The organism is Streptomyces sp. WZ.A104, assembly GCF_002382885.1.
Taxonomy (GTDB): domain Bacteria; phylum Actinomycetota; class Actinomycetes; order Streptomycetales; family Streptomycetaceae; genus Streptomyces.
The window spans coordinates 45954-69854 of record NZ_NWVL01000042.1 but is presented as its reverse complement, the minus strand read 5'-3'; the positions used below and the strand labels follow the sequence as shown (position 1 = coordinate 69854).

Annotated in this window: 19 protein-coding genes; 7 read left to right on the top strand and 12 right to left on the bottom strand. The window is 70.8% G+C overall.

The genetic code is table 11. The features are described from left to right. The 4 genes from CIB93_RS39010 to CIB93_RS22350 form a co-directional block, all read left to right on the top strand. Window positions 1–174 (top strand): LPXTG cell wall anchor domain-containing protein (locus CIB93_RS39010; RefSeq protein WP_143660077.1); only part of this gene is annotated, 174 nt, incomplete at its 5' end. Window positions 175–330: 156 nt separating this feature from the next. Next, window positions 331–951, top strand: a complete 621-nt coding sequence (locus CIB93_RS22360; protein WP_257002318.1) for a class F sortase — start codon at window positions 331–333, stop codon at window positions 949–951. Window positions 952–1110: 159 nt separating this feature from the next. After that, window positions 1111–2091, top strand: coding sequence for a sphingomyelin phosphodiesterase (sph, locus tag CIB93_RS22355; protein ID WP_096629251.1), 981 nt, complete (start codon window positions 1111–1113; stop codon window positions 2089–2091). Window positions 2092–2168: 77 nt separating this feature from the next. Beyond that, window positions 2169–2966, top strand: coding sequence for an N-formylglutamate amidohydrolase (locus CIB93_RS22350; protein ID WP_096629250.1), 798 nt, complete (start codon window positions 2169–2171; stop codon window positions 2964–2966). A gap of 286 nt (window positions 2967–3252) precedes the next feature. On the opposite strand, the gene CIB93_RS22345 is transcribed toward CIB93_RS22350, so the two are convergent. The 8 genes from CIB93_RS22345 to CIB93_RS22310 all read right to left on the bottom strand — a co-directional run bounded on the left by CIB93_RS22345 (window position 3253) and on the right by CIB93_RS22310 (window position 13997). Next, entirely contained in the window at window positions 3253–4569 is a 1317-nt protein-coding gene (locus tag CIB93_RS22345) for a VWA-like domain-containing protein (RefSeq protein ID WP_257002315.1), read from the bottom strand. A gap of 2 nt (window positions 4570–4571) precedes the next feature. Further along, complete coding sequence (locus CIB93_RS22340) at window positions 4572–5861, bottom strand: AAA family ATPase (RefSeq protein ID WP_373558788.1); 1290 nt, start codon at window positions 5859–5861, stop codon at window positions 4572–4574. Window positions 5862–6083: 222 nt separating this feature from the next. Beyond that, complete coding sequence (locus tag CIB93_RS22335) at window positions 6084–7538, bottom strand: hypothetical protein (RefSeq protein ID WP_096629247.1); 1455 nt, start codon at window positions 7536–7538, stop codon at window positions 6084–6086. Between the two features lie 470 nt (window positions 7539–8008). Next, window positions 8009–8398, bottom strand: coding sequence for a D-ribose pyranase (rbsD, locus tag CIB93_RS22330; RefSeq protein WP_096629245.1), 390 nt, complete (start codon window positions 8396–8398; stop codon window positions 8009–8011). Next, the gene (locus CIB93_RS22325; protein WP_096629243.1) at window positions 8395–9318 is read right to left on the bottom strand and encodes a ribokinase; all 924 of its coding nucleotides are present in this window, start codon (window positions 9316–9318) and stop codon (window positions 8395–8397) included. The genes rbsD and CIB93_RS22325 overlap by 4 nt, the downstream gene beginning before the upstream one ends. 119 nt (window positions 9319–9437) lie before the next feature. Next, entirely contained in the window at window positions 9438–11393 is a 1956-nt protein-coding gene (locus CIB93_RS22320) for a substrate-binding domain-containing protein (protein ID WP_096629241.1), read from the bottom strand. Next, window positions 11383–12984, bottom strand: coding sequence for a sugar ABC transporter ATP-binding protein (locus tag CIB93_RS22315; protein WP_096629240.1), 1602 nt, complete (start codon window positions 12982–12984; stop codon window positions 11383–11385). Before CIB93_RS22315 ends, CIB93_RS22320 begins: the two co-directional genes overlap by 11 nt. Continuing rightward, on the bottom strand, window positions 12981–13997 hold the full coding sequence (locus CIB93_RS22310; RefSeq protein WP_096629238.1) for a LacI family DNA-binding transcriptional regulator: 1017 nt from the start codon (window positions 13995–13997) through the stop codon (window positions 12981–12983). Before CIB93_RS22310 ends, CIB93_RS22315 begins: the two co-directional genes overlap by 4 nt. An 824-nt stretch (window positions 13998–14821) precedes the next feature. On the opposite strand from CIB93_RS22310, the gene CIB93_RS39000 reads away from it, so the two are divergent. After that, window positions 14822–15070: a transposase gene (locus CIB93_RS39000; RefSeq protein ID WP_257002316.1), complete on the top strand. Its 249-nt coding sequence runs from the start codon at window positions 14822–14824 to the stop codon at window positions 15068–15070. Here CIB93_RS39000 and CIB93_RS22295 read toward each other — a convergent pair. Then, on the bottom strand, window positions 15061–16245 hold the full coding sequence (locus CIB93_RS22295; RefSeq protein WP_257002314.1) for a low temperature requirement protein A: 1185 nt from the start codon (window positions 16243–16245) through the stop codon (window positions 15061–15063). The genes CIB93_RS39000 and CIB93_RS22295 overlap by 10 nt on opposite strands. A gap of 445 nt (window positions 16246–16690) precedes the next feature. Further along, the gene (locus CIB93_RS22285; protein ID WP_096629259.1) at window positions 16691–17455 is read right to left on the bottom strand and encodes an SDR family oxidoreductase; all 765 of its coding nucleotides are present in this window, start codon (window positions 17453–17455) and stop codon (window positions 16691–16693) included. A 729-nt stretch (window positions 17456–18184) separates the two neighbouring features. On the opposite strand from CIB93_RS22285, the gene CIB93_RS38995 reads away from it, so the two are divergent. Together CIB93_RS38995 and CIB93_RS22275 are read left to right on the top strand one after the other, a co-directional pair. Then, entirely contained in the window at window positions 18185–18307 is a 123-nt protein-coding gene (locus tag CIB93_RS38995; protein ID WP_257002313.1) for a hypothetical protein, read from the top strand. 689 nt (window positions 18308–18996) lie between these two features. Next, a complete protein-coding gene (locus tag CIB93_RS22275; protein ID WP_257002312.1) occupies window positions 18997–21075 on the top strand; it encodes an MMPL family transporter in 2079 nt (692 codons plus the stop codon). A gap of 271 nt (window positions 21076–21346) precedes the next feature. On the opposite strand, the gene CIB93_RS22270 is transcribed toward CIB93_RS22275, so the two are convergent. Beyond that, window positions 21347–21937, bottom strand: coding sequence for a class F sortase (locus CIB93_RS22270; RefSeq protein ID WP_179500204.1), 591 nt, complete (start codon window positions 21935–21937; stop codon window positions 21347–21349). 122 nt (window positions 21938–22059) lie between these two features. Further along, window positions 22060–23709 (bottom strand): DUF4331 domain-containing protein, encoded by a 1650-nt coding sequence (locus tag CIB93_RS22265; protein WP_257002311.1) that lies wholly within the window; start codon window positions 23707–23709, stop codon window positions 22060–22062. Between the last annotated feature and the right edge of the window lie 192 nt (window positions 23710–23901).

Genomic DNA, 23901 nt, shown 5'->3' with positions numbered 1-23901 from the left:
GAGGAGGCCCCGGCCGTCACGCCGCGCGGCGGTGTCGCCGCTGGTGAACGCCCTGCCGCCGGGAACGCCGCGGGCACCACGGCGCTGGCCGGTTCAGCGGCCGGAGCCGCGCTGCTGGCGGGCGCGGGCGCGCTCGTGCTGCGCCGCCGATCGGCGGACGGCCGCAACGGCTGACCGGCCCCTCACCCACACCCACCGCTTGACCGTGGCGCCGCCCCGCACCGGGGCGGCGCCACGCCCGCTCCCCCTCCCGCTTCAGGAGTCCCGTTGCCCCGCAACACATCCCGTACGCACCGCACGTCCCGCCCGTCCTCCCTATCCCGCCCGTCCCTGACGCACCGCGTTTCCCGACGGATCGCAGCCCTGCTGACCGCCGTGGCTCTCGGTGCCGCCGGTACGGCTCTGGCCGGCTGCTCGTCCGAGGCTCCCCCCACAGATTCCGCACCGACCGGACACGTGCGGACGGCGGAACCGAAGTCGGACCCGGGGCCGAAGGCTCAGGCGGTGCGACAAGCCCCCACCGAGCTCTCGATCCCCTCGATCGGCGTGCGGAGCTCCCTCATGGAGCTCGGGCTCAACGCGGACGGCACGGTCGAGGTCCCGCCTGCGGAGAAGGGCATGACGGCGGGCTGGTACACCGGCGGGTCGGCCCCCGGCGAACCGGGCCCGGCCGTACTGATCGGCCACAACGACACCCGCTTCGGCCGGGCCGTCTTCCACGACCTGAAGAACATCCGCAAGGACGCCAAGGTTCTGGTACGCGACGGAACGGGCAAGACCCTGCGCTTCAGGGTCACGGCGAAGGAGTCGGTCGCCAAGAAGGCGTTCCCCACCGAGAAGGTCTACGGCCCGACGAAGGGCAGCACGTTGCGGCTCATCACCTGCGACGGGGACTTCGACGCCGAGGGCCATCCCGTCGACAACCTCATTGTGTACGGCGTACTCGGCTGAAAATCGACGGCACATCGACGGCACATCGACGGAACCGGGACGAGAACCGGATGGCAGCCGACCGGACAGACTGATGGCATCCGATGTCTACCCGTGGGTAACTGTCGCTGGTTTGATGGGTGGCACCCGCTACACCCCCCACTCGACGCAGGAGACTTCGTGCCGAACACCGCGTTCCGCCGACTGACCGGCGTGGCCGTTTCCGCCACGCTCGCCGCCGTCACCCTGGCCGTGAGCTCACCGCAGGCAACGGCCGCCGAGACGCCCTCGCTGCGGGTGCTCTCGTACAACGCGTTCCTCTTCAGCAAGACCCTGTACCCCAACTGGGGCCAGGACCACCGGGCGGCCGAGATCCCCAAGACCTCGTTCTTCCAGGGGAACGACGTCGTGGTGATACAGGAGGCGTTCGACAACGCGACCTCCGACGCGCTGCTGCGGAACTCCGCCGCGCAGTACCCCTACCAGACGCCGGTGGTCGGCCGGAGCAAGAGCGGCTGGGATGCGACGGGCGGCTCGTACTCGGCGACGACGCCGGAGGACGGCGGCGTGACGATCCTGAGCAAGTGGCCGATCGTGCGCCAGGAGCAGTACGTCTACAAGGACGCCTGCGGGGCCGACTGGTGGTCCAACAAGGGCTTCGCCTATGTGGTGCTGAACGTCAACGGCACCCGGGTCCATGTGGTCGGCACGCACGCCCAGTCGACCGACCCCGGCTGTTCGGCGGGCGAGGCGGCCCAGATGCGCAGCCGCCAGTTCAAGGCGCTGGACGGCTTCCTCGACGCCAAGAACATCCCCGCCTCCGAACAGGTCGTCGTGGCGGGCGACTTCAATGTCGACGGGCACTCCGCGGAGTTCCCCTCCTTCCTCTCCGACGCGGGTCTGACCGCAGCGGACACGAAGACGGGCCATCCGTACTCCTTCGACACCCGCGACAACTCGATCGCCGCCGACCGCTACCCGAACGACCCGCGCGAGGACCTCGACCACGTCCTGCACCGCGCGGGCCACGCCAAGCCGTCCGGCTGGAACAACGACGTGATCAAGGAGCAGACCGCCCCCTGGACGGTCTCCAGCTGGGGCAAGAGCTACACGTACAACAACCTCTCCGACCACTACCCGGTGATCGGCTCCGCCAACTGACGACACGGGCAACCGACTCCACGGGGGGGGGACAATCGAGGGCATCCTCCCTGCCCCGCCCGTGAAGGACCCGCGCCGTGAACACTGCCCCCCAGCCGTCGTTCCACCTCCTCCCCGGAGACATCGACTCCCCGGTGCTGCTGCACGTACCGCACGGGTCCCGGGTGATTCCCGAGGAGGCTCGGGACGGAATACTGCTGGAGGACCATGCTCTGGAGCGGGAGCTCGACCACATCACCGACGCCCACACGGGCGAACTGGCGGCCCGGGCGGCGGCGGCATGCACCGCCGCCCGGCCCTGGCGCTTCGTCAACAACCTCTCGCGCCTGGTCGTCGACCCGGAACGCTTCCCCGACGACCGCGAGGAGATGCGCGCCGTCGGCATGGGCGCCGTCTACACGCACACGACGCACCGCGAACGCCTGCGCGGCCCGGACCTCGACCAACGCCCGCTGCTGGAACGGTACTTCCACCCGTACGCACAGGCGATGACGGCCGCCGTGGACGCCCGCATCGCCACCACGGGCCGCGCGGTGGTCATCGACGTCCACTCGTACCCGACAGCGCCCCTCCCGTACGAACTCCACGGCACCGGCCCCCGCCCGCCGGTCTGCCTGGGCACCGACCCGTTCCACACCCCGCCGGAGCTGCGCTCCCTGGCCGAGGAGGCGTTCGCGGGCTTCGGCGGCACGGGGGTCGACAGCCCGTTCGCCGGTGCGTACGTCCCGCTCAAGCACTACGGCACGGACCGCCGGGTCACCGCCCTGATGATCGAGATCCGCCGCGACACGTACATGGGCGAGCCGGGCGGACCCGCGGGTGAGGGACTCGACGCAGTCGCCGCGGCCGTGGCGGAGCTGGTGGGCCGCCTGTGACCGGCGGTTCCGCCGGAGCTGCCGACCCGTCGGCCATGGACGGCGCAGCCACTTCCCCCGCCCTGTCCTCACCGGCCCGGCCGGACGGCCCGCGCTGCGGCCGGTTCGGCGCCCGCGCCTGCCGGGCACGGCGCCTTCGGCTCTGTCTTCGCAGGCTGCACCATGATCATTGCTTGCATGGCGGAGAGCCGCCGTTGGCGTTCCCTGGCCCGGCGCCTGCCCGGCGTCCACTTCGCAGACGCCCGCCCGGGCGCGGGCCGGGGCGCCGCCGCCCGAAGGTGGCGCGCTATCCGATCTCCACCACCCGCGCCCAAGCCGGAGGCCCGTCCGGAACGTGGTCCGGCCCGTCCTCGCGGTAGGAACGGCTCCTTTGTCGGCGGGGGAACAGGCCGACGACCGTCCGGCACGCCGGCTGCGCGGCCGGCCAGGGCGTCTGACCATCCGTCAGGACGACGATGGCGTCGGGTCGGGGATGCGACCGCAGCGCCCTGGCGAAACCCGTACGCAGATCCGTACCGCCACCGCCCACCAGCGGGATGCCCTCCGCACTGCACAGCGGATGTACGACCCGGGTCGCCGCGTCGCACGCGAGGACGGTGACCAGGTCGCGGCGTCCGCCCACCGCACGGGAGATGGCGGCGACCTCCAGGAGCGCACTGCCCAGTTCGGCGTCGCTGACCGAGCCGGAGGTGTCGATGACGACAGAGACCTGGGGCGGCCTGCGACGCAGGCTCGGAAGGACGACACCGGGCAGTCCGGCGGAGCGTCGCGCGGGGCGGCCGTAGCTGTAGTCCTCCCCCGCGCCGTGGCCCGAGGTCGCCGAGCGGACCGCGGCCCCCAGCAACTCCCGCCACGGCTGCGGAGGATGGAACGCCTCCTCCGCCCACCGCTTCCATCCCTTGGTGGCGTTCCCAGGGCGGCCGTTGATGCCCTGCGCCACCCGGAAGCGGACCGCGTCCTGTTCCTGGTCGCTGAGCCCGTCGGCTCCCTCGGGCCCCAGCTCCCAGTCCCGCGCCAGTCCGTCGGCGCCGCTGCCGCAGTCCAGCCAGGCGAGGCTCTGGGTACTCGGGCCGAGGCCGAACCGGCGCAGGTAGTCCTCCATGAGCTCGCCGGTCGGCAGCCCCAGGGTCGACGGGTACACAGCGCCCTTCGGCCGGGCCAGGCCGTCGCCGTACACATCGTCGTTGATCTCGCAGTCGGCGGCGATGTTCATCCGCAGCCGGTCCCCGGGGCCGTTCAGACCGCGCTGCCGGGCGACCCGGTCGCTGCGCCCGTGGTGGTCACGCAGCAGGTGGGAGACCTCGTGGACCCAGACCCCGGCCAGCTGCTCCACCGGGGTCCGCGCCACGAACGCGGGCGAGACGTAGCACCGCCAGTACCGGTCGACGCCCATGGTCGGCACCCGCCACGACTCCACGGTGTGCAGGGCGAACAGCGCCGTCGCCAGGTAGGGGCGGGCCCGTGCGGCCTGCAACCGGGCGGCGAAGAGCTTGTCAAGGTCGAGCGCCCTCGGCGCGTGCGTCGCCGTTTCCCTCGCCGTTGCCGTTGCCTTTGCCGTCGTCGCCGACGCCGCCGTTGCCTTTGCCTTTGCCTTTGCCGTCACCCTCATCGCCCCGCCTTCGCCGGGACCCGGCCCGCGACCCGGTCAGCCGCCCGATCGGCCCGTCGGGAAAGGGACACCACGCCGGCCAGGTCCTCGATGGCCTCCGGTACGTCCCAGTCCTCCTGGCGCAGCGCGGCGAGCGCGGTCGCGGGAACGACCACCAGATCCGGGGCCCCGGTCTTCAGGGCCCGGACGAGGAGCGTCCACGCGGCGTCCCAACGGGCCCGGTCCGGGCGGGTACGGACCGCCGCGACGACCCCGTCCAGCGCGGCCTGCCGGAGATCCCCGCGCTCGGGCAGAAAGGCCGCCGCCGGGTCGGCGAGCAGCGTCTCGGGGTCCGGGAGGTCCATCCGGTCCAGGCCCGCCAGCAGCTCCAGCCCCGGGCCGTCCCCCACCGTGCCCCTGACCAACAGGGACAGCACCTCCCGGGACGATCCGGCGGCGGTCGCGAAGGCGATCAGGCTCAGGGTCATGTCCCAGCTGCGCGGCGACGGCCACGGACCGCCCCAGCGCGTCTCCGTACTGGGCAGCCGGTGGACGAGCGTGGGGCGGGCGGAGAGGAGCCCGCACACCGCACGGCGGGCGAAGTCCACAGCCCCGGGCAGCTTCCCGGGGTCGAGCTCCGGCAGCGTCGCGCGCGGCCAGGTCCCGCCGAGCCCCCGCACGACGACCTCGTGGTCGTGGGTCCACTGGAGGTGGACGAAGCGGTTGGCGAGCGGCGGACTCAGCTCCCAGCCGTCGGCCGCCGAGGAGCGCGGGTTGGCGGCGGCCACGATCCGTACGCCGGGCGGGAGTTGGAGGGCGCCGATGCGACGCCCCAGGACGAGGCGGAGCAGCGCGGCCTGGACGGCGGGCGGCGCGGTGGACAGCTCGTCCAGGAACAACAGCCCCCGCCCCGCGCGCACGAGGCGAACGGCCCAGTCCGGCGGGGCCATCGGGACGCCCTGCTCGGCGGGGTCGTCCCCGACGATGGGCAGCCCGGAGAAGTCGGACGGCTCGTGCACGCTGGCGATGACCGTGGTCAACGGCAGGTCGAGAGAGGCGGCGAGCTGTGTGAGGGCGGCGGTCTTGCCGATGCCCGGTTCGCCCCACAGGAGCACGGGCAGATCGGCGGCGACCGCGAGCGTCAGTGCTTCCAGCTGGGTGTCGGGGCGCGGCTCGGTGGCGGTGTCGCGGAGCAGAGTCATCAGCTGCTCGGCGACGGCGAGTTGGGAGACGGGCGCGGGGGCGGGCACGGGGATGGGGATGGGGGTGGAGTCCACGGGAGCGGCGGGCCGGGTGTTCGTCAGCATGGGTGATCACCTGAGATCGAGTGAGAGGACGAATGAGCAGGGATGTGTGCGGGCGTGGGTACGGGCTGGAGTACGAGCGCACATGCGGGCGAGGGTGCGGGGTTTGCGTATGGGCTTGTGCGCGGGGTTGCGCACGGGTCCATGTGCGGGTCCATGCATGCATGGGGCTTGCGCACGACGGCGCGGACCGAAGCTCCGAGGCCCCGGGGCCCGGGGCAGTTGTCAGCCCACGCCGGTACGGCGCGGTCGCGGGCGGCGGTCACCGGGACGGCGATGGTCGGGGCGGTAGCGGGCGGGACCGGGACCGAGCAGGTCCGCCCGGAACAGGCCGTAGGTGATCCGCCGTTGCGCGGCGGCCTCCAGTTCGTCCCGCAGAGGCCCCTTGCGCAGCACCGCATCAGGCCCGAGCAGGCCCTCGACGACGGCCAGCGCACCGGCGATGTCTCCGTGGTCGAGACGTTCGCGCACACCGGTCAGGCAGTCCGGACGCCGGTGGGCCCGGTCGATGGCCTGGAGGCAGGGAAGCGGCGTACCGGTCAGGGCGACCAGCAGCTCCTCGCGGCGGATCTCGGCCGGGTCGTGGTCCAGTGCGGCGAGAGCCCCGTCGACCAGCCCGATGCGGTGCCGGGCTCCCCGGCACTCCACGATGCGCGACTGCCCGGCCCGCTCAGCGGTCCGCGAGCGGACCGACGCCGGGACCGATGCCGGGTCCGGGGCTGCCGGTACAAGGTCCGGTACGAGGGCGCGCGCGACCAGCGGGTGCAGCTGACCGGCCTCGATCGAACCGCTACGGATCAGGTCGAGGTCCGGCAGCACCCAGGTCGCCGCATCCGGCAGAACCGGCGATGTGGCAGCCGTATGCGCATCCTTGGCCCCCGCCGCAACCCGCACGACGGGTGGCGTCCCGCAGTCGTCCTCGCCTTCCTCCACGTACACGAGAATCCGGCGGCGGCCTCCCAGCCGTACGCTCACCGCCCCTCCGGGTCCCTGCCCCTCGGCGCGGAGCAGGATCGCCGCCTCCGCTGCCCAGCGGTCGACGGCGTACGGACGATCCGGCGGCAAGGCGTCCAGCAGATGCGGATCAACAGCCTTACGGACAGAGGCTGTTGGCCGGTCAGCTCCGGAGCGCATCCGCAGCTCGTCGACCCTGCGCGCATCCCACAGGTGGCGGTGCAGATCGAGCCGGAAGCGGCGGTTCGGACGGGGGTGGGGATGGCGGCGGGCACCCGGTTCGGCGTGCGATCCGTCCCACAGGGTGAGACTGACCCGCTGTCCGGCGTCCGCCCAGGCGGGCGGGGTCCGGACAACGAGATACAGCGGGTCCGGCGGCCCGTCGGGCTCCGGACCGCCGTAGCGGGCCAGTGCGATCGTCAGCCCCGGGCGCAGCAGCCCGTGCGGAGCGATTCTCGGCAGATGCCAGCGCAGCAGGTCGGGAGCCAGATGGCGCAGGTCGGCCCGGATGCGGGCGGCGAACGCCGTTCCGTGGCTGCGTGCCACGGACCGGAGCTGGAGATCGACGTCGACGCCGGCGGCAGCGCATGCCCCGGCCCAGTCCCCCGCCTGTCGGCGGGCGGTCGCCGTCTCGATCATGGCGGCCGGCACGGCGAACTCGCGTACGCGCGGCCAGAAGGAGGTACGGGTCGGGCGGGAATCCCGATTCGCGATGTGATGGTGCATCAGCACTCACCTTGCGCGGACGGGTCCCCCAATCTGTTCATGGAGTGAGTCATCGCGGGAAGCCTAGCTCCGGTCACCGTGACCCGCCAGAGAGTTTTTCGTGACCGGAGCCGGAGCCGCCCTCGGACCTCACCCGGGGGCAGTTGACGGCGGGCGTGACCCACTCGACGAACTGGGCGATCACGCTGTCGGGCCACACAGGACCCGACGGTCGGATGCGCCGGGCCGGAGTTCTCCCGGGCGATCGCCGACAGCCCCACCCTCACGGCCCGCTGCGCGGACCGCCCGACCGCCACGTGCCCTTCGGCCGCATCCAGGAGTTGACGCTCGCCGGTCGGACCGGCCCCGAGACCGCCACTGAGCAGGGAAGGGAACGCATGGCGGAGGTCGGGCCGCCCCCCGGCGTCGGGGGGGGCGGCCCGACCTCGTACCGTCGTCGCCTCAGGGGGTCAGCCATCGCCTCGGGGGGCTCAGAAGAAGACCCCGCACCTCAGCAGCACATTCGCGTACGGCCGGGCCTCCCCCGTACGCACGACCAGGCGGGCCTTCGCCGTGAGCGCCTTCAGTTCGTCGTGCGGGAGCAGTTCCAGCCAAGGGAAGTGGTCGTCCAGCAGGGTCGCGGCCTCCGGGTTGGCGTCGCGGATCTCCTGGGCTGCCGTCGCACCCTCCACGGCCAGCTCGTCGAGCAGGCCGTCCAGCACCTCCGCGAACGGCGGGGTCCCGGCCCGGAAGGCCAGGTCGACCACCCGTGGTCCCGGCGGGATCGGCATGCCCACGTCGCAAATCAACACGCTGTCGCCGTGGCCGAGTTCGGCGATGGCACCGGCCAGGTGGCGGTTGAGGATGCCCGACTTCTTCACAGCGCGTCGACCTCCTCCAGCGTCGGGAACGCCTCCTGCGCACCCCGGCCCGTGACCGCCGCCGCACCCACGCGCACCGCGAAGGCCGCCGCCTGCCGCAGGTCGTCGCCGCGGCCCAGCCGCCAGGCCAGGGCTGCCGTGAACGCGTCCCCGGCCCCCGTCGTGTCGACGGCCTCGACCTTCGGGCTGACCAGGTGGTCCAGGGAGTCCGTACGGCTGTCGGCCACCAGGGCGCCCTCCGCGCCGAGCGTGATCACCACCGAGCGCGGGCCCAGCGCAATCAGCGCCGGAACCCAGTCCTGCGGGGTCTCCCCCGCTGCCGCGCCCAGGATGTACCGCGCCTCGTGCTCGTTGACCACCAGCGGATCGCAGGCAGCGAACACCTCCTCGGGCAACGGGGCGGGCGGGGACGGATTGAGGACGAACCGGGTGTCCGGTCCCAGGCCGCGTACCGTCTCGGCCACGGTGTCGAGAGGGATCTCCAGCTGTACGGAGATGACCCGGGCGGCCGCCAGCAGCGGGGCCGCCGCCCGGACGTCCTCGGGAGTCAGGCGTCCGTTGGCCCCCGGGGAGACCACGATGCTGTTGTCGCCCGAGGGGTCGACGGTGATCAGGGCGACCCCGGTCGGGGCCCCGCCGACCAGGACGCCGCCCGTGTCGACGCCCGCGGTGCGCTGCGTCTCCAGGAGAAGGCGGCCGTGGTCGTCGTCGCCCACCCGGGCCAGGAGCGCCGTACGGGCTCCCAACCGAGCTGCGGCGACGGCCTGGTTGGCGCCCTTGCCGCCGGGGTGGACGGCCAGGTCGGAGCCGAGCACCGTCTCGCCGGGCGCGGGGCGGCGCTCGACGCCGATCACCAGGTCGGCGTTGGCCGACCCGACGACCAGCAGGTCGTACCGGTCGTCAGGGGCGTTGTCGTGCATGTGCGTGCTTCCTGCTTTCGTCGTTCCGGGTTCGCCGGGACCACCGGGGCAACCGGTGTCAATAGGCCGGTTCAGGGACCGGTTCACGGGCCGGTTCACCAGCCGGTTCACGGACCGGTTCAGGAGAAGTCGGCGACGTTCTCCCGGGTGACGACCTTGACCGGCACCTTCACCATGGTCTCGACCTCCTCGTCCTTGGCGGCCTTGACGGCGTTGCGCACCGCGATCTTGCCCAGTTCGGCGGGCTGCTGCGCCACGGACGCGTAGAGCGTGCCCGCCTCGACCGCCTTCAGGCCGTCCGGGGTTCCGTCGAAGCCGACGACGGACACGGACTTTCCGGCCTTGCCGCCGAGGGCCTTGGCCGCGCCGAGCGCCATCTCGTCGTTCTCGGCGAAGACGCCGGTGACGCCGGGGTGCGACTGGATGAGGTTCGTCATGACGTCCAGGCCCTTGGTGCGGTCGAAGTCCGCGGGCTGCTTGGCGACCACCTTGATGCCCGGGTACGCCTTGAGGCCCTCGGCGAACCCGGCCCCGCGCTCACGGCTGGCGGAGGTGCCCGCCGTGCCCTGGAGGATGACGATGCTGCCCTTGCCGCCGAGCTTGTCGGCCAGCGCGTCGGCGGCTAGCTTGCCGCCCGCCACGTTGTCCGAGGCGACGAGGGTTGCGGTGTCCGCCTTGTTGACGCCCCGGTCGGCGGCGATCACCGGGATACCGGCCTTGTTCGCACTGCGTACGCCCGGCCCGACGGCGTCGGAGTCCACCGGGTTGACGATGATCGAGGAGACACCCGAACTCGTGAAGTTCTGAAGCTGGTTGGCCTGCTGGGAAGCGTCGTTCTGGGCGTCGGTGACGGTGAGGTCGATGCCAGCCTTCTTCGCCTCCGCCTCCGCGCCCTCCCGCATCTGCACGAAGAAGGGGTTGTTGAGGGTGGAGAGGGACATGCCGACCTTCGTCGCACCTCCGGACGAACCGGAGTTGAAGAGGGAGACCGCTCCGATGACGATCGCCGCGCAGAGGGCCGCGCCCGTGAGCTTGAGGGCGTTCCTCCGGCCGGAGCCGGGTGCGCCCGGGGCCGTCCCGGCCGAGGTGGCCGCTCCCGAACCGGACTTGCGGCGCAGCGTGTCGAGAAGGACGGCCAGTGCGATGACGACGCCGATGACGACCTGCTGCCAGAACGCCGATACGGAGAGGAGGTTGAGGCCGTTGCGGAGCACGGCGAGGATGAGCGCGCCGATCAGGGTGCCGGACGCCTTGCCGACGCCGCCGGCCAGGCTGGCGCCGCCGATGACGACCGCGGCGATGGCGTCGAGTTCGTACCCCTGGGCGGCCTGCGGCTGGGCGGAGACGAGGCGGGAGGCCAGGACGATGCCCGCGACGGCGGCGAACAGGCCGGACAGGGCGTAGATGACGATCTTCTGGCGCTTGACGCGGAGCCCGGAGAGCCGGGCCGCTTCCTCGTTGCCGCCGATGGCGTACATCGAGCGGCCGATGAAGGTGCGACCGAGGATCAGGGCGGTGATCAGGCCCATCGCGATCATCACGAGGACCGGTACGGGGAGCCAGCCGCCGAGCGTGTCGCCGAGCCGCGAGACCGACTCGGGGAAGGCGATCGGGCTGCCCTGCGAGATGACGAGAGACAGCCCTCGGGCGATCGAGAGCATCGCCAACGTCGCGATGAACGGTGGGAGTTTGCCGTACGAGACGAGGGCACCGTTCACGAAGCCGCAGGCGATGCCGGTGACGATCGCGAGCACGACCGCGAGGACCACCGGCACTCCGGCGGAAGTGGCCGACCAGGCGAGGACCGTCGCGGAGAGGGCGGCCACCGAGCCGACGGACAGGTCGATGCCCGCCGAGACGATGACGAAGGTGACGCCGAAGGCGAGGATGGCGGTGACGGCCGCCTGGACGCCGACGTTCAGCAGGTTCTGGGTGGTCAGGAAGTCGCCGGAGAGCAGCGACATCGCCACCACCAGGACGACCAGGGCGCTGAGCGCGCCGTTGTCGAGCAGGACGCGGCGTATCACGGAGACTCCGCCCGCTCCCGTGTCACTCTTGACGGTATCAGTGGCCACGGGGGCCCTCCTTCTCCTGCTTCGTTGCGGGGTGTTCGGTGGGGGCGGGGCTGTCGGCAGGGGTCGGAGCGTCGGCGGGGCCGGTACCGACCGCGAGGGCCATCACGGCGTCCTGGGTCGCCTCCGCCACCGGGAGCTCACCGGCGATCCGTCCCTGGGCCATGACGAGGACCCGGTCGCTCATGCCGAGGACCTCGGGCAGGTCGCTGGAGATCATCAGGACGGCGTGCCCGGAGGCGGTGAGCTCGTTGATGAGCTGGTAGATCTCGACCTTGGCACCGACGTCGATGCCCCGGGTCGGCTCGTCGAGGATGAGCACCCGGGTGTCGGCCAGCAGCCACTTGCCGATCACGACCTTCTGCTGGTTGCCGCCGGACAGGGTGCGTACGTGCTGCCCGAGGCCGGACATACGGACACCGAGCTGCTGGGCGATGCGGGCGGCGGCGGTGCGCTGGCCCTTGAGGTCCACCAGCCCGGAGCGGCTCGCGGAACGCAGGGTGACCAAACCCAGGTTCTCCTGCACGGAGGCGTCGAGGACCAGGCCCTGGCCCTTGCGGTCCTCCGGTACGAGGCCTATCCCGGCGCCCATCGCGGCGGGAACGTCATGCCGGGCGAGGCGCTCGCCGCGTACGTCGACGGTGCCCGCGTCGTACGGGTCGGCACCGAAGACGGCGCGCGCCACCTCCGTACGTCCGGCCCCGACGAGTCCGGCGAGGCCGACGACCTCCCCGGCGTGCACATCGAAGCTGATGTCGTGGAAGACGCCGTCCCGGGTCAGCCCCCGCACGGAGAGCAACACCTCACCCGTGTCGGGGCGTTCACGCGGGTACTGCTGCTCGATGCTGCGGCCGACCATGAGCTGGACGAGTTCGTCCTCGGGGGTCGACGCCGGGACCTGGTCGATGCTGCGGCCGTCGCGGAGGACGGTTACGCGGTCGCCGAGCGCGGCGATCTCTTCCAGGTGGTGGGTGATGAAGACGATCCCGACGCCGTCCTCGCGCAGTTGGCGCACGATCGCGAAGAGCTTGTCGACCTCCTCGGAGGTCAGCACTGCGGTCGGCTCGTCCATGATGAGGACACGTGCCTCCAGGCTCAGCGCCTTGGCGATCTCGACCATCTGGAGCCGGGCGATGCCCAGTTCGCGGACCTTGGCATCGGGCTTGACGTCGACGCCGACCCGGCGCAGCAGCTCTGCCGCGTCCTGGCGCATCCGCCGGTGGTCGACGAGGCCGAAGCGGCGCGGCTGGCGGCCCAGGAAGATGTTCTCGGCGACGGTGAGGTCGGGGACGAGGTTGAATTCCTGGTAGATGGTGGCGATACCGAGCCGTTCGGCGTCCTGCGCGCCGGCGATGCGCACCTCGCGGCCCTCGGCCAGGATGCGGCCGCGGTCGGGACGGTAGGCGCCGGAGAGCATCTTGATGAGGGTGCTCTTGCCCGCGCCGTTCTCGCCGAGCAGGACGTGGACCTCGCCTCTGCGGAGGTCGAAGTCGACGCTGTCGAGCGCCACCACGCCGGGGAAGGTCTTGCGCAGACCCTCGATGCGCAGCAACTCGTCTGGTGCGGCCACCAGTTGCTTGTCCGGTGCGGTCACCGGTCGCTCCTCTGGTTCGGTGCGGCCCCGCCGCACGAGCGGCGTACGACGAGGCGGGCGGGCAGGGTGACGGACTGCGGGGTCCGCCCTTCGATCAGGTCGGCCAGCGCGCGCACGGCGGCCCGTGCCAGGTCCGCGGTCGGCTGGGCGATGGCGGTGATCGGCGGATCGGTGTGGACGAACCATGGGATGTCGTCGAAGGCGGCGAGCGCGATGTCGTCGGGGACCCGCAGCCCCCGCGCCCGGATCGCGTCCAGCGCGCCGAGCGCCATCAGGTTGTCGGCGGCGAACACGACCTCGGGCGGCTCGGGCAGGGCCAGGAAGCGTTCGGTGGCGCGGTGCCCGCTGGCCGCCTGGAAGTCGCCCTGTCCGATATAGGCGTCGGGCAGGGCGAGCCCCAGCGCCCGCATGGCGTCCCGGAAGGCCTCGACGCGCTCGTTGCCGGTGGTGGTGGCCGCCGGCCCGGCGATGATCGCGAGCCTCCGGTGACCGAGACCGTGCAGATGGGCGACGAGGTCCTTGACCGCGCCCGTACCGTCGGCCCGGACGACGGGGACGTCGATGCCGGGAATCCAGCGGTCCACGAAGACCATCGGCGTACCGCTCAGGGCCACCTCCCCCATCAGCGGGGAGCCGCCGTCGGCGGGCGAGACGAGGAGCCCGTCGATCCTGCGGTCGATGAGCGTGCGGATGTGGTGGTCCTGGAGTTCGGGCCGCTCGTCGGCGTTGCCGATGATCACGCTGTAACCGAGCGCGCGGGCCTCCTCCTCGACGAAGCGGGCCAGCTCGGTGAAGTACGGGTTGAGCACGTCGCTGATGACCAGACCGAGGGTGCGGGTCTGGGCCGTGCGCAGCGAGCGGGCCACCGCGTTGGGCCGGTAGCCGAGCTCCTCCACGGCGGCGAGAACGCGGGTGCGCGCCTCCGCACTGACGGACGGATGGCTGTTCAGCACCCGCGAGACCGTGGCGACGGACACGCCCGCCTCGGCCGCGACATCCTTGATGCTCGCCATGTCCGGACCACCTCCTTGTGGTTTCCGTACACCTCGAATCCCCTGGGCAGCCCGGTCGCGCGACGCCATGGAATCGATTACACGGATGATTGGAATCGATTACATGGCCGAAAACAAGACCCCACCTCGCGTCCGAGACCGGATCGTGACAGGGGCGCGGTCACACCAGTGGCGGCTCGCGCGTCGGGGGCGGCTCGCGCGTCGGGGGCGACTCGCGTCAGGGGTGGCTTGCTTCAGGGGCGGCTCGCGCCAGGGGTGGCTCGCGTCAGAGGTGGGGGGGAAACGCAGGAGACCCCAGCTGACCTGGGGTCTTCAGTGGCGTCCGAGGGGGACTTGAACTCTCCCCTCCCGCTGTTTCGGGCGGTTTCAGACCGCTGCTGGCCATGCGTTGGTCACGCGGCCAACCTTCCGCTCACTCTGGGGAAGCCGAGTACCTTTCGGCGTCGGGCCCGTCCCGTGGAGCGGTCGAGCAGGCGAAGCTCCCAGGGTCCGGTGTTCACGTCGAGGTCCTTCCCGAACCCGACCCACTTGCCTGCCATGCGTCGGCCCGGACTGCCTCATGATTTCGTTCTCTTGCTCCAGCAGCCGGATGCGCTTGCGGGCCTCGGCCAGCGCGGCCACCTCACCCGACGCCGCTGCCGGCCTGATGCCCTCGTCGATGCCTTCGCCGACATCTGGCGGCGTCAAGCAGTCGGAAGGCCCGTCCACTGGCAGCAGCACGCCGACGTTGCTGGGGTCACCGAATCCGGCGGACGGGCTCGAACTCGTCCGCGGGGTGGCCGAGCGGATGCTCCGGGAACTGATCGAGGCCGAGCACTGCGAGGATTGGCGCGGAGCGGAACGAGCGCACCGACACCCGGACCGCGTTACGCAATGGCCACCGGGACAAGAGGCTGACCACTCAGGCCGACGACCTGGACCTCGCGTTCCCCAAGCTCCGGTCGGGGAGTCGTGATCGACGCCTTGCCGTGACACCGATGCCCGCAGGGAGGGTCGCGCGGTCTCGTTCGGAGCACCACACTCCGCAGGGGGGAATCGCGGGGCGTCAGCCGGTGGGTTCGTCTCAGGCGTGACGAGTCGCGGCAGCGGCGCGTGCCCCCACGAGGAGGGTTGCGGCGATGAGGACTGTCGTGAGGACTCCGGTGACGAGCACGGGGGTGGGTGAGAAGGTCGCGGCCAGGATCGCGAGGACGGCGCTGGGGTGAATGATGTCGTTCGTGTTGCGTACGTCGGAAGCCCGGTGGTGCAGGAGCCAGACGACGGTGATGTAGACGGCGACGGGGATGGTGTAGGCAGCTGCGGCAGTGCGGTCGGTGAGGTGGCCGTGGCCGGTGGTGTGGGCGACGTTGAGTGCGAGTCCGGCGCCGACGGCTGCGGCGGAGGCGAAGACGGCGTAGTGGCCGTAGCCCCACATCAGGGCGGAGCGCAGGCTGGTGAGCCTTCGGGGCGCGTCCTGGGCGAAGTAGTACCACCACAGGGCGAAGACGGTGAGAATGCCGCCGACGACGAGGGTGGCGATGTCGCCGAGCGCGGCGTCTCCGTCGAGGGCGGTTCGGACGGCAACCGTGGCCGCGGTAATCGACTCGCCGAGGACGATGATGGTGAACAGGCCGTAGCGTTCCGCGATGTGGTGCGGGTGCCACGTGGTGATGGCGGCCCGCTCGGCCCAGGCGGGGACGGCGAGTTCGGCCAGGGCCAGGACCGCGAACACAGCAAGGCCCCCGTCGCCGGGAAGGAACAGACGCCCGACCCAGCCAGCCTGGACCACGAGGATTCCGGCCGCGTAGCGCAGGCAGGTGGTACGGCGGTCGGGGTCGGAACGCGCGGCGCGCAGCCACTGGGTGACCATCGCAAGGCGCATGACGACATAGCCCCAGGTAATGACGGTGAAGTCCTGGCGCTGGAGGGCTTCGGCCGCACCGGCGGCCATGATCAGAGCGCCGGTGATCTGGACCAGGGTGAGGAGCCGGTAGGGGACGTCATCGTTGTCGTAGGCGGAGGCGAACCACGTGAAGTTCATCCAGGCCCACCAGATCGCGAAGAACACCAGGGCGTAGCCGAGGATGCCGTGGCCGATGTGTCCTTCGGCCAGTTCGTGCTCGAACGCCACGGCCGCCTGGGCCACGGCGGCGACGAAGCACAGGTCGAAGAAGAGTTCCAGGGCGGTCGCGCTGCGGTGCTTCTCGTCCCGTGGGCGGGCGATCATCGGCCGGTACCAGGCGTCGGCGATGAAAGGTGTCTGGCTCATGGGCGTGTGATCCCTGCGGTGCGGTGAGGAGCATGGTGGCGTCGGCGGGGGTGGTCCGATTCAGGCTTGACCGGTCTCGAAGCGGGTTGGTCCTGCCGACGGTTGTGGTAGGCCCGACCGGGTACGCATGCGTTCCCAGGTGGACTTGCAGGTGACCACCAGGGACCGCCCATCGGGAGACAGGCTCTCCATGCCCATACGGCCGTCCCGAGAAGAGGATCTCCCTTTCGGTCCAGCCGTTGGTGCCTTGGCCTGTCGCGTCGTCGGACATGGTGGCGTCCAGCGCGAGGTCGGCAGGGAACGCGGCCTTGTCGCCGGCGTTGACCGCGGCGACGAACGCGGCCACGACGGGGGCCGGGAACTGGAAGACCTGGGAAGCCTCCGCAAGCATCGGACGTGAGGGCGGCGGCCGGACAGCATGGCGCCGCCGCCGCAGTGGTGCCGGTCAGCGGGTGGTGTAGCCGCCGTTGAGGAAGATCGTCTGGCCGTTGGCCCACCAGCCCTCGGTCAGCAAGTGCCGCACCCACGGCACGATGTCCTCGATCTTGGTGAGGTCGCCGTTCATCGCGGAGGACTTGTGGTAGGCGACGGAGTCGTCATCCTCGGCGGGATAGAAGAATGCCGTGTCCATCGGTCCCGGAGCGATGGCGTTGACCGAGACGTTCCGGCCGAACAACTCCTTCGACAGGGCACGAGTGAAGTGCTCGACCGGCGCCTTGCTGCCCGCGTACGACGAGTACAGGCCTGTGTACGCGGCGAGCAGCGACGTGACGATGGTAATGATCTTCCCACCGTCCTCGATCCGCCGGGCGGCCTCACGCATCACGAAGAACGCCGCCTTGGAGTTGACCGCGAACATGCGGTCGTACTCCTCCTCCGTGATCTCGGTCAGCGGCTTCTTCAATACCATGCCAGCGGTGTTGATGCTGTAGTCGAGCTTTCCGAACCGGTTCACGACCTCGTCGAGGACCCGCTCCACTTCGGCGACCTTCGTCAGATCACCCTGAATCGCGAACGCCTGGCCCGGCCCCTCGTTGATTTGTGCGACGACATCCTCGGCCTTGGCCCGAGAGGAGTCACTGTTGTAGTGCACCGCGACCCGGGCGCCCTCCGCGCCGAGGGTGGTGCTGATCAGTCCGCCGAGGTTGCGGGACGCGCCGCCGACGAAGGCGACCTTGCCGTTGAGCGTCTTGTCCGGGGTATTGACCATGGATGCCTCCTGCGTTGCGCCGAACGGGAAGGGCAGGGCTCCCCCGACGAACACCAGGGCCATGCCATGCTCAACGAAAACACCGCAGCAAACCGCGCGCATCTTTAGCTGAGCTGCCCCGAGTTTCGTGGAGTCCGGTGATTTTGTTTCAGGCGGACTGCGGGGTTCGCTCCTGGCTCCGCCAGAAGGCTTCCTCGTACTCGCCGGGCGGGACGTTTCGCCGGTCGGTGAGCTGCCATCAGCGGCGGGCGGCGTCGCTCACCGCAGACCTGCAGGACTGGCCGGGGTCTACGCGAACCTGCGGCGGCTGCCGGAAGGGCGTGTGGTCATGCGGCAGCACCTCGGCCGGAGAGCGGCAGCCGCGCCGGCCGATCACCGGCCGCCGCTGCGCTGCTCAGGGGGCTCGAAGAACAGGCCGTGGCCGCGAACGCCGCCGATACGTCAGGGCAGCCGACTTCACCCGGGCCCACCAGTTCGTCGACCGCTCAGGGAACATCCCCCTGATCCGAAGCATCCCTCGCCCCGGCCAGAACTGTCATCGAAGATTTCTGGGACGGCTCGGCCGCCGTCGACGCCACACCGATCCGAACCTTCTCCAGTGGCGTCAGCGCCAAGAACCCGAAGACCGCCACCGGCCCCGACAGCCTGGTACGTCCACAATGGCAACCCCCGCGGCCCGCAGCCGACCCGTGTCCGGCGCGGTGAAGCCCTGGGTATGAATGGTCCCTCGTGAAGTGGAACACAGGGGCCATCGAACTGGGCCGGGTCGTGGTCGGAGAGGGCAACACCTACCGTCTCCGGAAGCTCGCCGCCTCCGGTGCGGGCCGGCTCGGCCTGTCATCCCTGGTCTGACCTGGGGAATCTCTCGGCTGTTGATCACGCGGTTGGTCACGCCAGAGCCTGGAAAAGCAAAAAACCCCTGATCAACAGGGGTTTTAGCTGGTGGCCAACCGACACTATCCGCTGGCCTGCGCTGATGGGCCCCTCTGAAGGTGATCGTTCCCCGCCGTAGCAAGATCAGTTCCCAGACGTCGTGGTAGCCGGTGTGCGCGGCGTTGTGCTCTTCGCGTCCGTGCTGCTCGCGAGAGGTTTCTCTGTACCCGTCTCGCCGCCTCACGCTCGCCCTTTCGTGCGGGGAACGCGATCTACAGATCTACTCGCTTGATGGGATGGCACCGGGGGGCCGCGGCATCGGGCACTCGTCGGTCAGTTCGAAGCGTGGCGGTCGACGCGGGCGACTCAGGGAGTTGTGGCACGGCAGGGCCTGCCGTCTGCGACCTCGGTCCGCCGCTCAGCCTTCTACGCCTTCTACCGGCATTGGAAGGGTGCGGCGTTGACCCTCAGGTGCTTCACAGGAGGAGCCCGCGAGGATGCTGCCCTGTGGGCACATCGATTCGGGAAGTTTGGGCTGTTCGGGTGGTATCTGGACGCAGGGCCCATCCTGCCGGGTTCTGGCGCCGAACTGCTTTCGTACATCCATCCCACAGGGGTTCGCGGGCTTCGGCGTGCCGCCGGGCGGCGTCGGCCGCCATGATCGGGAGGTGGCCGTCGTCGTGCGGAGGTTCACCCGGGCAGGGTCGCTGGCCGTGCTTCTGTTATGGCTGGTCTTGGCCATCGCTACCGGCCCCTACACCGTTCGTCTGGGGGAGGTGGCACGGGCCGGTCCGGAGGTGCAGCTGCCCGCCGGTGCGGAGTCCGAGCAGGTGGCCCGCGTGCTCAACCCGTCCGGCGTGGCCGAGCCATTGCCCCTGGCCGTGGTCTGGGTCCCCCGTCAGGAGGGTGCGCGGATCACGCCGGGCCAGGAGGCTGTGGCACGTGAGGTCACTGCCCGTGTTGCCGGCCCGTCTCTCGTTCCGGTTCTCGCCGAGGACAGCCGGGCCATGATCGTCGTGGTCCCCGGGGGGCCTGCCGATCTGCGCGACCGGCTCGCGACCGTCAGGGAGGCGGCCGCGTCGGTCAGTGGAACGACTGTGCACCTGGCGGGTCCCGCGGCCGCCCAGGTGGACCTGGATGATGCTTTCGCGAAGATCGACGGGACGCTTCTGGCCGTTGCTCTGGGCGGCGTCCTGGTGATTCTTCTGCTCGTCTACCGCAGCGTGCTGATGCCGCTGCTCGTGATCGCGGGCGCGCTGCTGGCCCTGGCAGCAGCATGTGCTGCCCTGTACGCACTGGCTCGGTCGGGCCTGTTGCCGATCGACGGTCAGACTCAGGGAATCGTGTTCGTGCTGGTCGTGGGAGCGAGTACCGACTACGCGCTGCTGCTGGCTGCGCGCCACCGCGAAGAACTCGCCGGGCAGCCGGACGCCGCTGCGGCGATGGCCGCCGCGTGCCGGGCCACCGCACCACCGGTCCTGGCCAGCGCCGGCATCATCGCCTGCGCCATGATGACACTTACTCTCAGCGACCTGCCCGCCGAACGGGTACTGGGTCCGGCCGTGGCGATCGCCATGGTTTGCTGCGCCGCCGTGTCGCTGACCTTCCTCCCGGCGCTTCTGGTCCTGTGCGGCCCACGGACGCTGCGGCCTCCTAACGGGCGGGGAGCCGGGAGCCGTTGGACGGCCACTGCTCGTACGCTCGCGCATCGCCCGCGCCGCGTATGGGTGGGCAGTCTTCTGCTGCTGGCAGCGGGAGCGGCCTGCGCGCCGCTCCTCGCGCCGAGCGGCGTTCCCCTGCACCAGGCCCTGCCGGCCGGTGCGCCCTCCGTGGCCGGGCATGAGGTCCTTAAGCGCCACTTTCCAGCCGGGACAGCGAGCCCTCTGACCATTGTGGCCCCTGCTTCCGGGGCCTCCGGCGTACGCAACCAGGTTGCGGCGACTCCCGGCGTGGCGGCCTCCGCCATTGTCCCGTCCGGAGCGGAGGGCAGGGCGCTGATCCTGGCAACGCTGAGCGACACACCGGACAGCGCCCGCGCCCGTGAGACGGTGACCCGGCTCCGGGCCTCCCTGGCCGGTACAAAGGTACTGGTCGGCGGGCAGAGCGCGCAGCACGCGGACCTCCAGGAGGCATCCGTGCGTGGCCAACGGCTGATCACACCGTTGGTGCTCATCGTGGTCCTGGTCCTGCTCGTCCTGTTACTGCGCTGCGTGCTGCTGCCGTTGCTTCTGGTCGCAGCGGCCTGGGCCAGTCTGTTCACCGCCTTCGGCACAGCGGCGCTTGTGCTCCGTCTGGTCACCGGCGCCAGCGTGACCGAGCCCGCGGTGATGCTGTTCTCCTTCGTCTTCCTTGTCGCGCTCGGAGTGGACTACAACATCTTCCTCGTCCACCGGATCCGCAGTGAGGCAGTACGGCACGGTACGGCTGCCGGGGTGCGTACGGGGCTTGAGACCACCAGCGGCGTCATCAGCGCCGCCGGGCTCATCCTGGCCGCCACCTTCGCCACCCTGACGGTCATGCCCTTGCTCTATCTCGCCCAGATCGGCTGCATCGTCGCCATCGGGATCCTGATCGACACACTTCTCGTACGCCTCTTTCTCGTGCCGGCCCTCATCCTCGATCTCGGCCGCCGCGCCTGGTGGCCGACGTTCCTTCCCGGCGACCGGCCCCGAACCGGTACCACTGCCGCCTCAGACCCGCACCCTGGCGACCAGGGCCGCCCTGCGGTCTCCAGACCTACGTCCTGAACGCAGGCCAGGCGAGAGAGCTCAGTTCCTCGGGAGCCGGTCATGGACGCCGACTGCCGCATGCCGCGCGGGAGCAGCCTCGTGCGGTGAAGTGTCTGTGCGTTCGAGGAGAACGACGAGTCGCGCTGGAAGTGTCCCCGCACTGGTGGTCTGGAGCGCGCCCTGTCCCGCCCGGAACAGGCGCCTGCTGGTCTCGCCCGCCACCGGCGGCGCTGGTGCGCATCACCTGTCTGGGGTCCGAGGACTTTTCGTCCCGGTACTCGCCGCTGGTTCACGCTGTGGTGGCGTAGATGACGAGGTTGCTGCGGTACTCGCCGCGGGCTCGGTCGTAGGTGCCGGAGCAGGTGATGAGGTGGAGTGCGGGCGGGCCGGTGGTCGCGTAGACCTTGCTGTCGGGGAAGGTGTCCTTCGCGTACTGGCGCAGTGCCTGGACGGTGAAGGTGATGTGGGAGCGGTCGTCGCTGGCGACAGTGATTTTATCGCCCGGGCGGAGTGTGGAAAGGCCGTGGAAGGCGCCCGGGCCGGTGGCAGAGTCGACATGACCGACGACTATGGCCGCTCCCGAGTTACCGGGTATCGGTCCGTCGCTCCACCAGCTGACCGTTGAGGGGTCTGGGGGGACACCGAGACGGCCGTCCTGCTGGACCCGCACGCCCGTTAGGGGCTGGTCGAGGCCGATGGCGGGTATGCGGATGCGCACCGGGGGCGCCGCGCTTGCCTGTTTCCCGGGCTCGGCGGCCTCGGCGGGTCCGGTGTGCACCGGCACACTGCCCAGGGCGAGAGGGCCGGGTGCCCGTGCAGTCTCCGTCACCAGTTCGGATATGCCGAGACAGGCCGAGGCTATGCCGAAAGTGATGGCCAAGGCCCCGACGGCTCTTTTCAGGGGGACAGTTGGGCCGAGCCGCAGGAGGTGTCTGCCTGGGTGGTGGCCCGGTCGCCCGCCCCGCCAGGAGCGGGGCGGGCGACCGGAGAAGAGCGGGCTGTTCATGCCTGGCCGACGCCGCGTCGTCGGCGCAGGGCAAGCACTCCGGCCATGGCCAGGAGTGCCCCGCCGCCCAGGGCGGTGACGGGTACGACGGGGAAGCCGTCGCCGGAGGCGAGGCCGCCGAGGCCGGCGCCGACGCCGCCGTCGGGGTGGAGCGAGTCGGCCTGGTTGACGGCCGCGGTGTTGGGCAACGCCACGTACGGGAAGGTGTCACCCGGCTCGCGGTAGGGGGTGTCGACGGCGTCGCCCGCTGCCAGGGCGGGCACGAGCTTGCCGGTCTGCGCGGCGCCCTGGAGGGCTTGGAGTTCGATGTCGACGACGTCGTCGTTGAGTCGGCGGCCGTTGGGGAATCCGGCCAGGTCCTTGCCGAGGACGCCGAGGCGGTTGGGCTTGGCCGCGGGCGGGACGGACATGTTCAGACGCAGCATCTCCGCAGGGACGACGGCGGCCTTGTCGACGTCCTGGTTGAGGCGCTGCGAGTTGAGGTCCGCCTTGATGGGGCCGCACTCCTTGCAGATCCCGGTAAGGAAGATCTCGACGAGGTCGTTGCGCGGGGTAGCGGGGGCCGGGATCTTGTAGATGCTCTCGACGAGCTTGGGGACGATGGGGTCCTTGACCTTGTCGACGACCGGGGTGATCGTGGCGTCCTTCTCCGGGCTCAGCGCGTTGAAGGCGTCCTTGAACTTCAGCGGCACGACGACCTCGTTGACGAGCGGGTTGCCCAGCCGGGAGACCTGCCGCCACTCGTCGGCATTTCCGTCCTTGGCGGGCTCCCCCTGCGCCTCCTTCGCCTTCGCGTCCTCGGTGCCCTTGCCACCGGCGCCCGTGACGTCGGCTCCTCGGCGGTCGGTGGTGGACCACACGCCGATGACGGGGTTGCGCTTCGTGTCGCCCTTGAGTGCCAGCGTCGACTTGGGCACCTGGACGGCGAGAGTGTTGACGTTGTAGCCGGCCAGCGTGTTGTGGCCGGTCTCGGAGAGGTCGCCCCCGTACAGGAGGTCGAAGATCCGCAGGTCCAGGAAGAACGGGTCGGACGCCTGGCCGGCGAAGGCCGTTCCGCCGCCCGGCAGCGGAACCACGGCCTCCTTGCGCAGGGCGGCGTAGTCGGGCATCGACGCATTGCCGACGTTCGAGGGTGCGACCGGGGAGTCCTTCAGGAGCGTCTTGGTGGTCCCGCTGCTGTCAGTGACCTTCAGGCTGTAGGTCTGCCGGAAGTTCAGGGTCTCGTCGTTCACCGACTTCACGACACCGGTGTTGTAGAGGAACTGGTCGGCGTCGTCGCGGACGTGGTCGGTGAACTCCCACGTGTACGTCGTGTCCGGCTTGCCGTTGCCGTCCGCGTCGATCTTGATGTTGTAGCGGGCGTCCTCGGCGAACGGGTAGAAGTTCGGTCCGCCGCTGGGCTCCTGGAACGGGAGCCAGTTGGCCACCAGGGTGACGGTGTCGGGCTTGTCCGGGCTGGTGAAGGCGTAGACGTCGGTGTTGTCCGCCCTCGGGTCTCCGGCGATCAGCGGCGCCTCACGGTGGCTGGAGGCCGAACTGGAGGCGGGAGTGAGGCCGGTGACCGCCGCGGCGGTCAGCAGGGCCAGTGCGCCGGTGGCGGCGAGGGTGCGCTCGGCCCGGCGGGATGCGGGGCGGCGTCGGAGCATGCGGGGAGCGTGCATGGGGGTCCGTTTCCGGTGAGAGCCGCTTGCCCTCCGGAGAGTCCAGGCGGGGCGGCTGGGAGCTGAAGCTTCCAAGCGCCGTCCGGGCCCGCAGGAGCTCGCCCTGGAGCGACAAGGATCGCGCGGTAAAAGTCCCATAATGTGACGCTGGGCTGCACCCAGGTCACCATGCGTGTG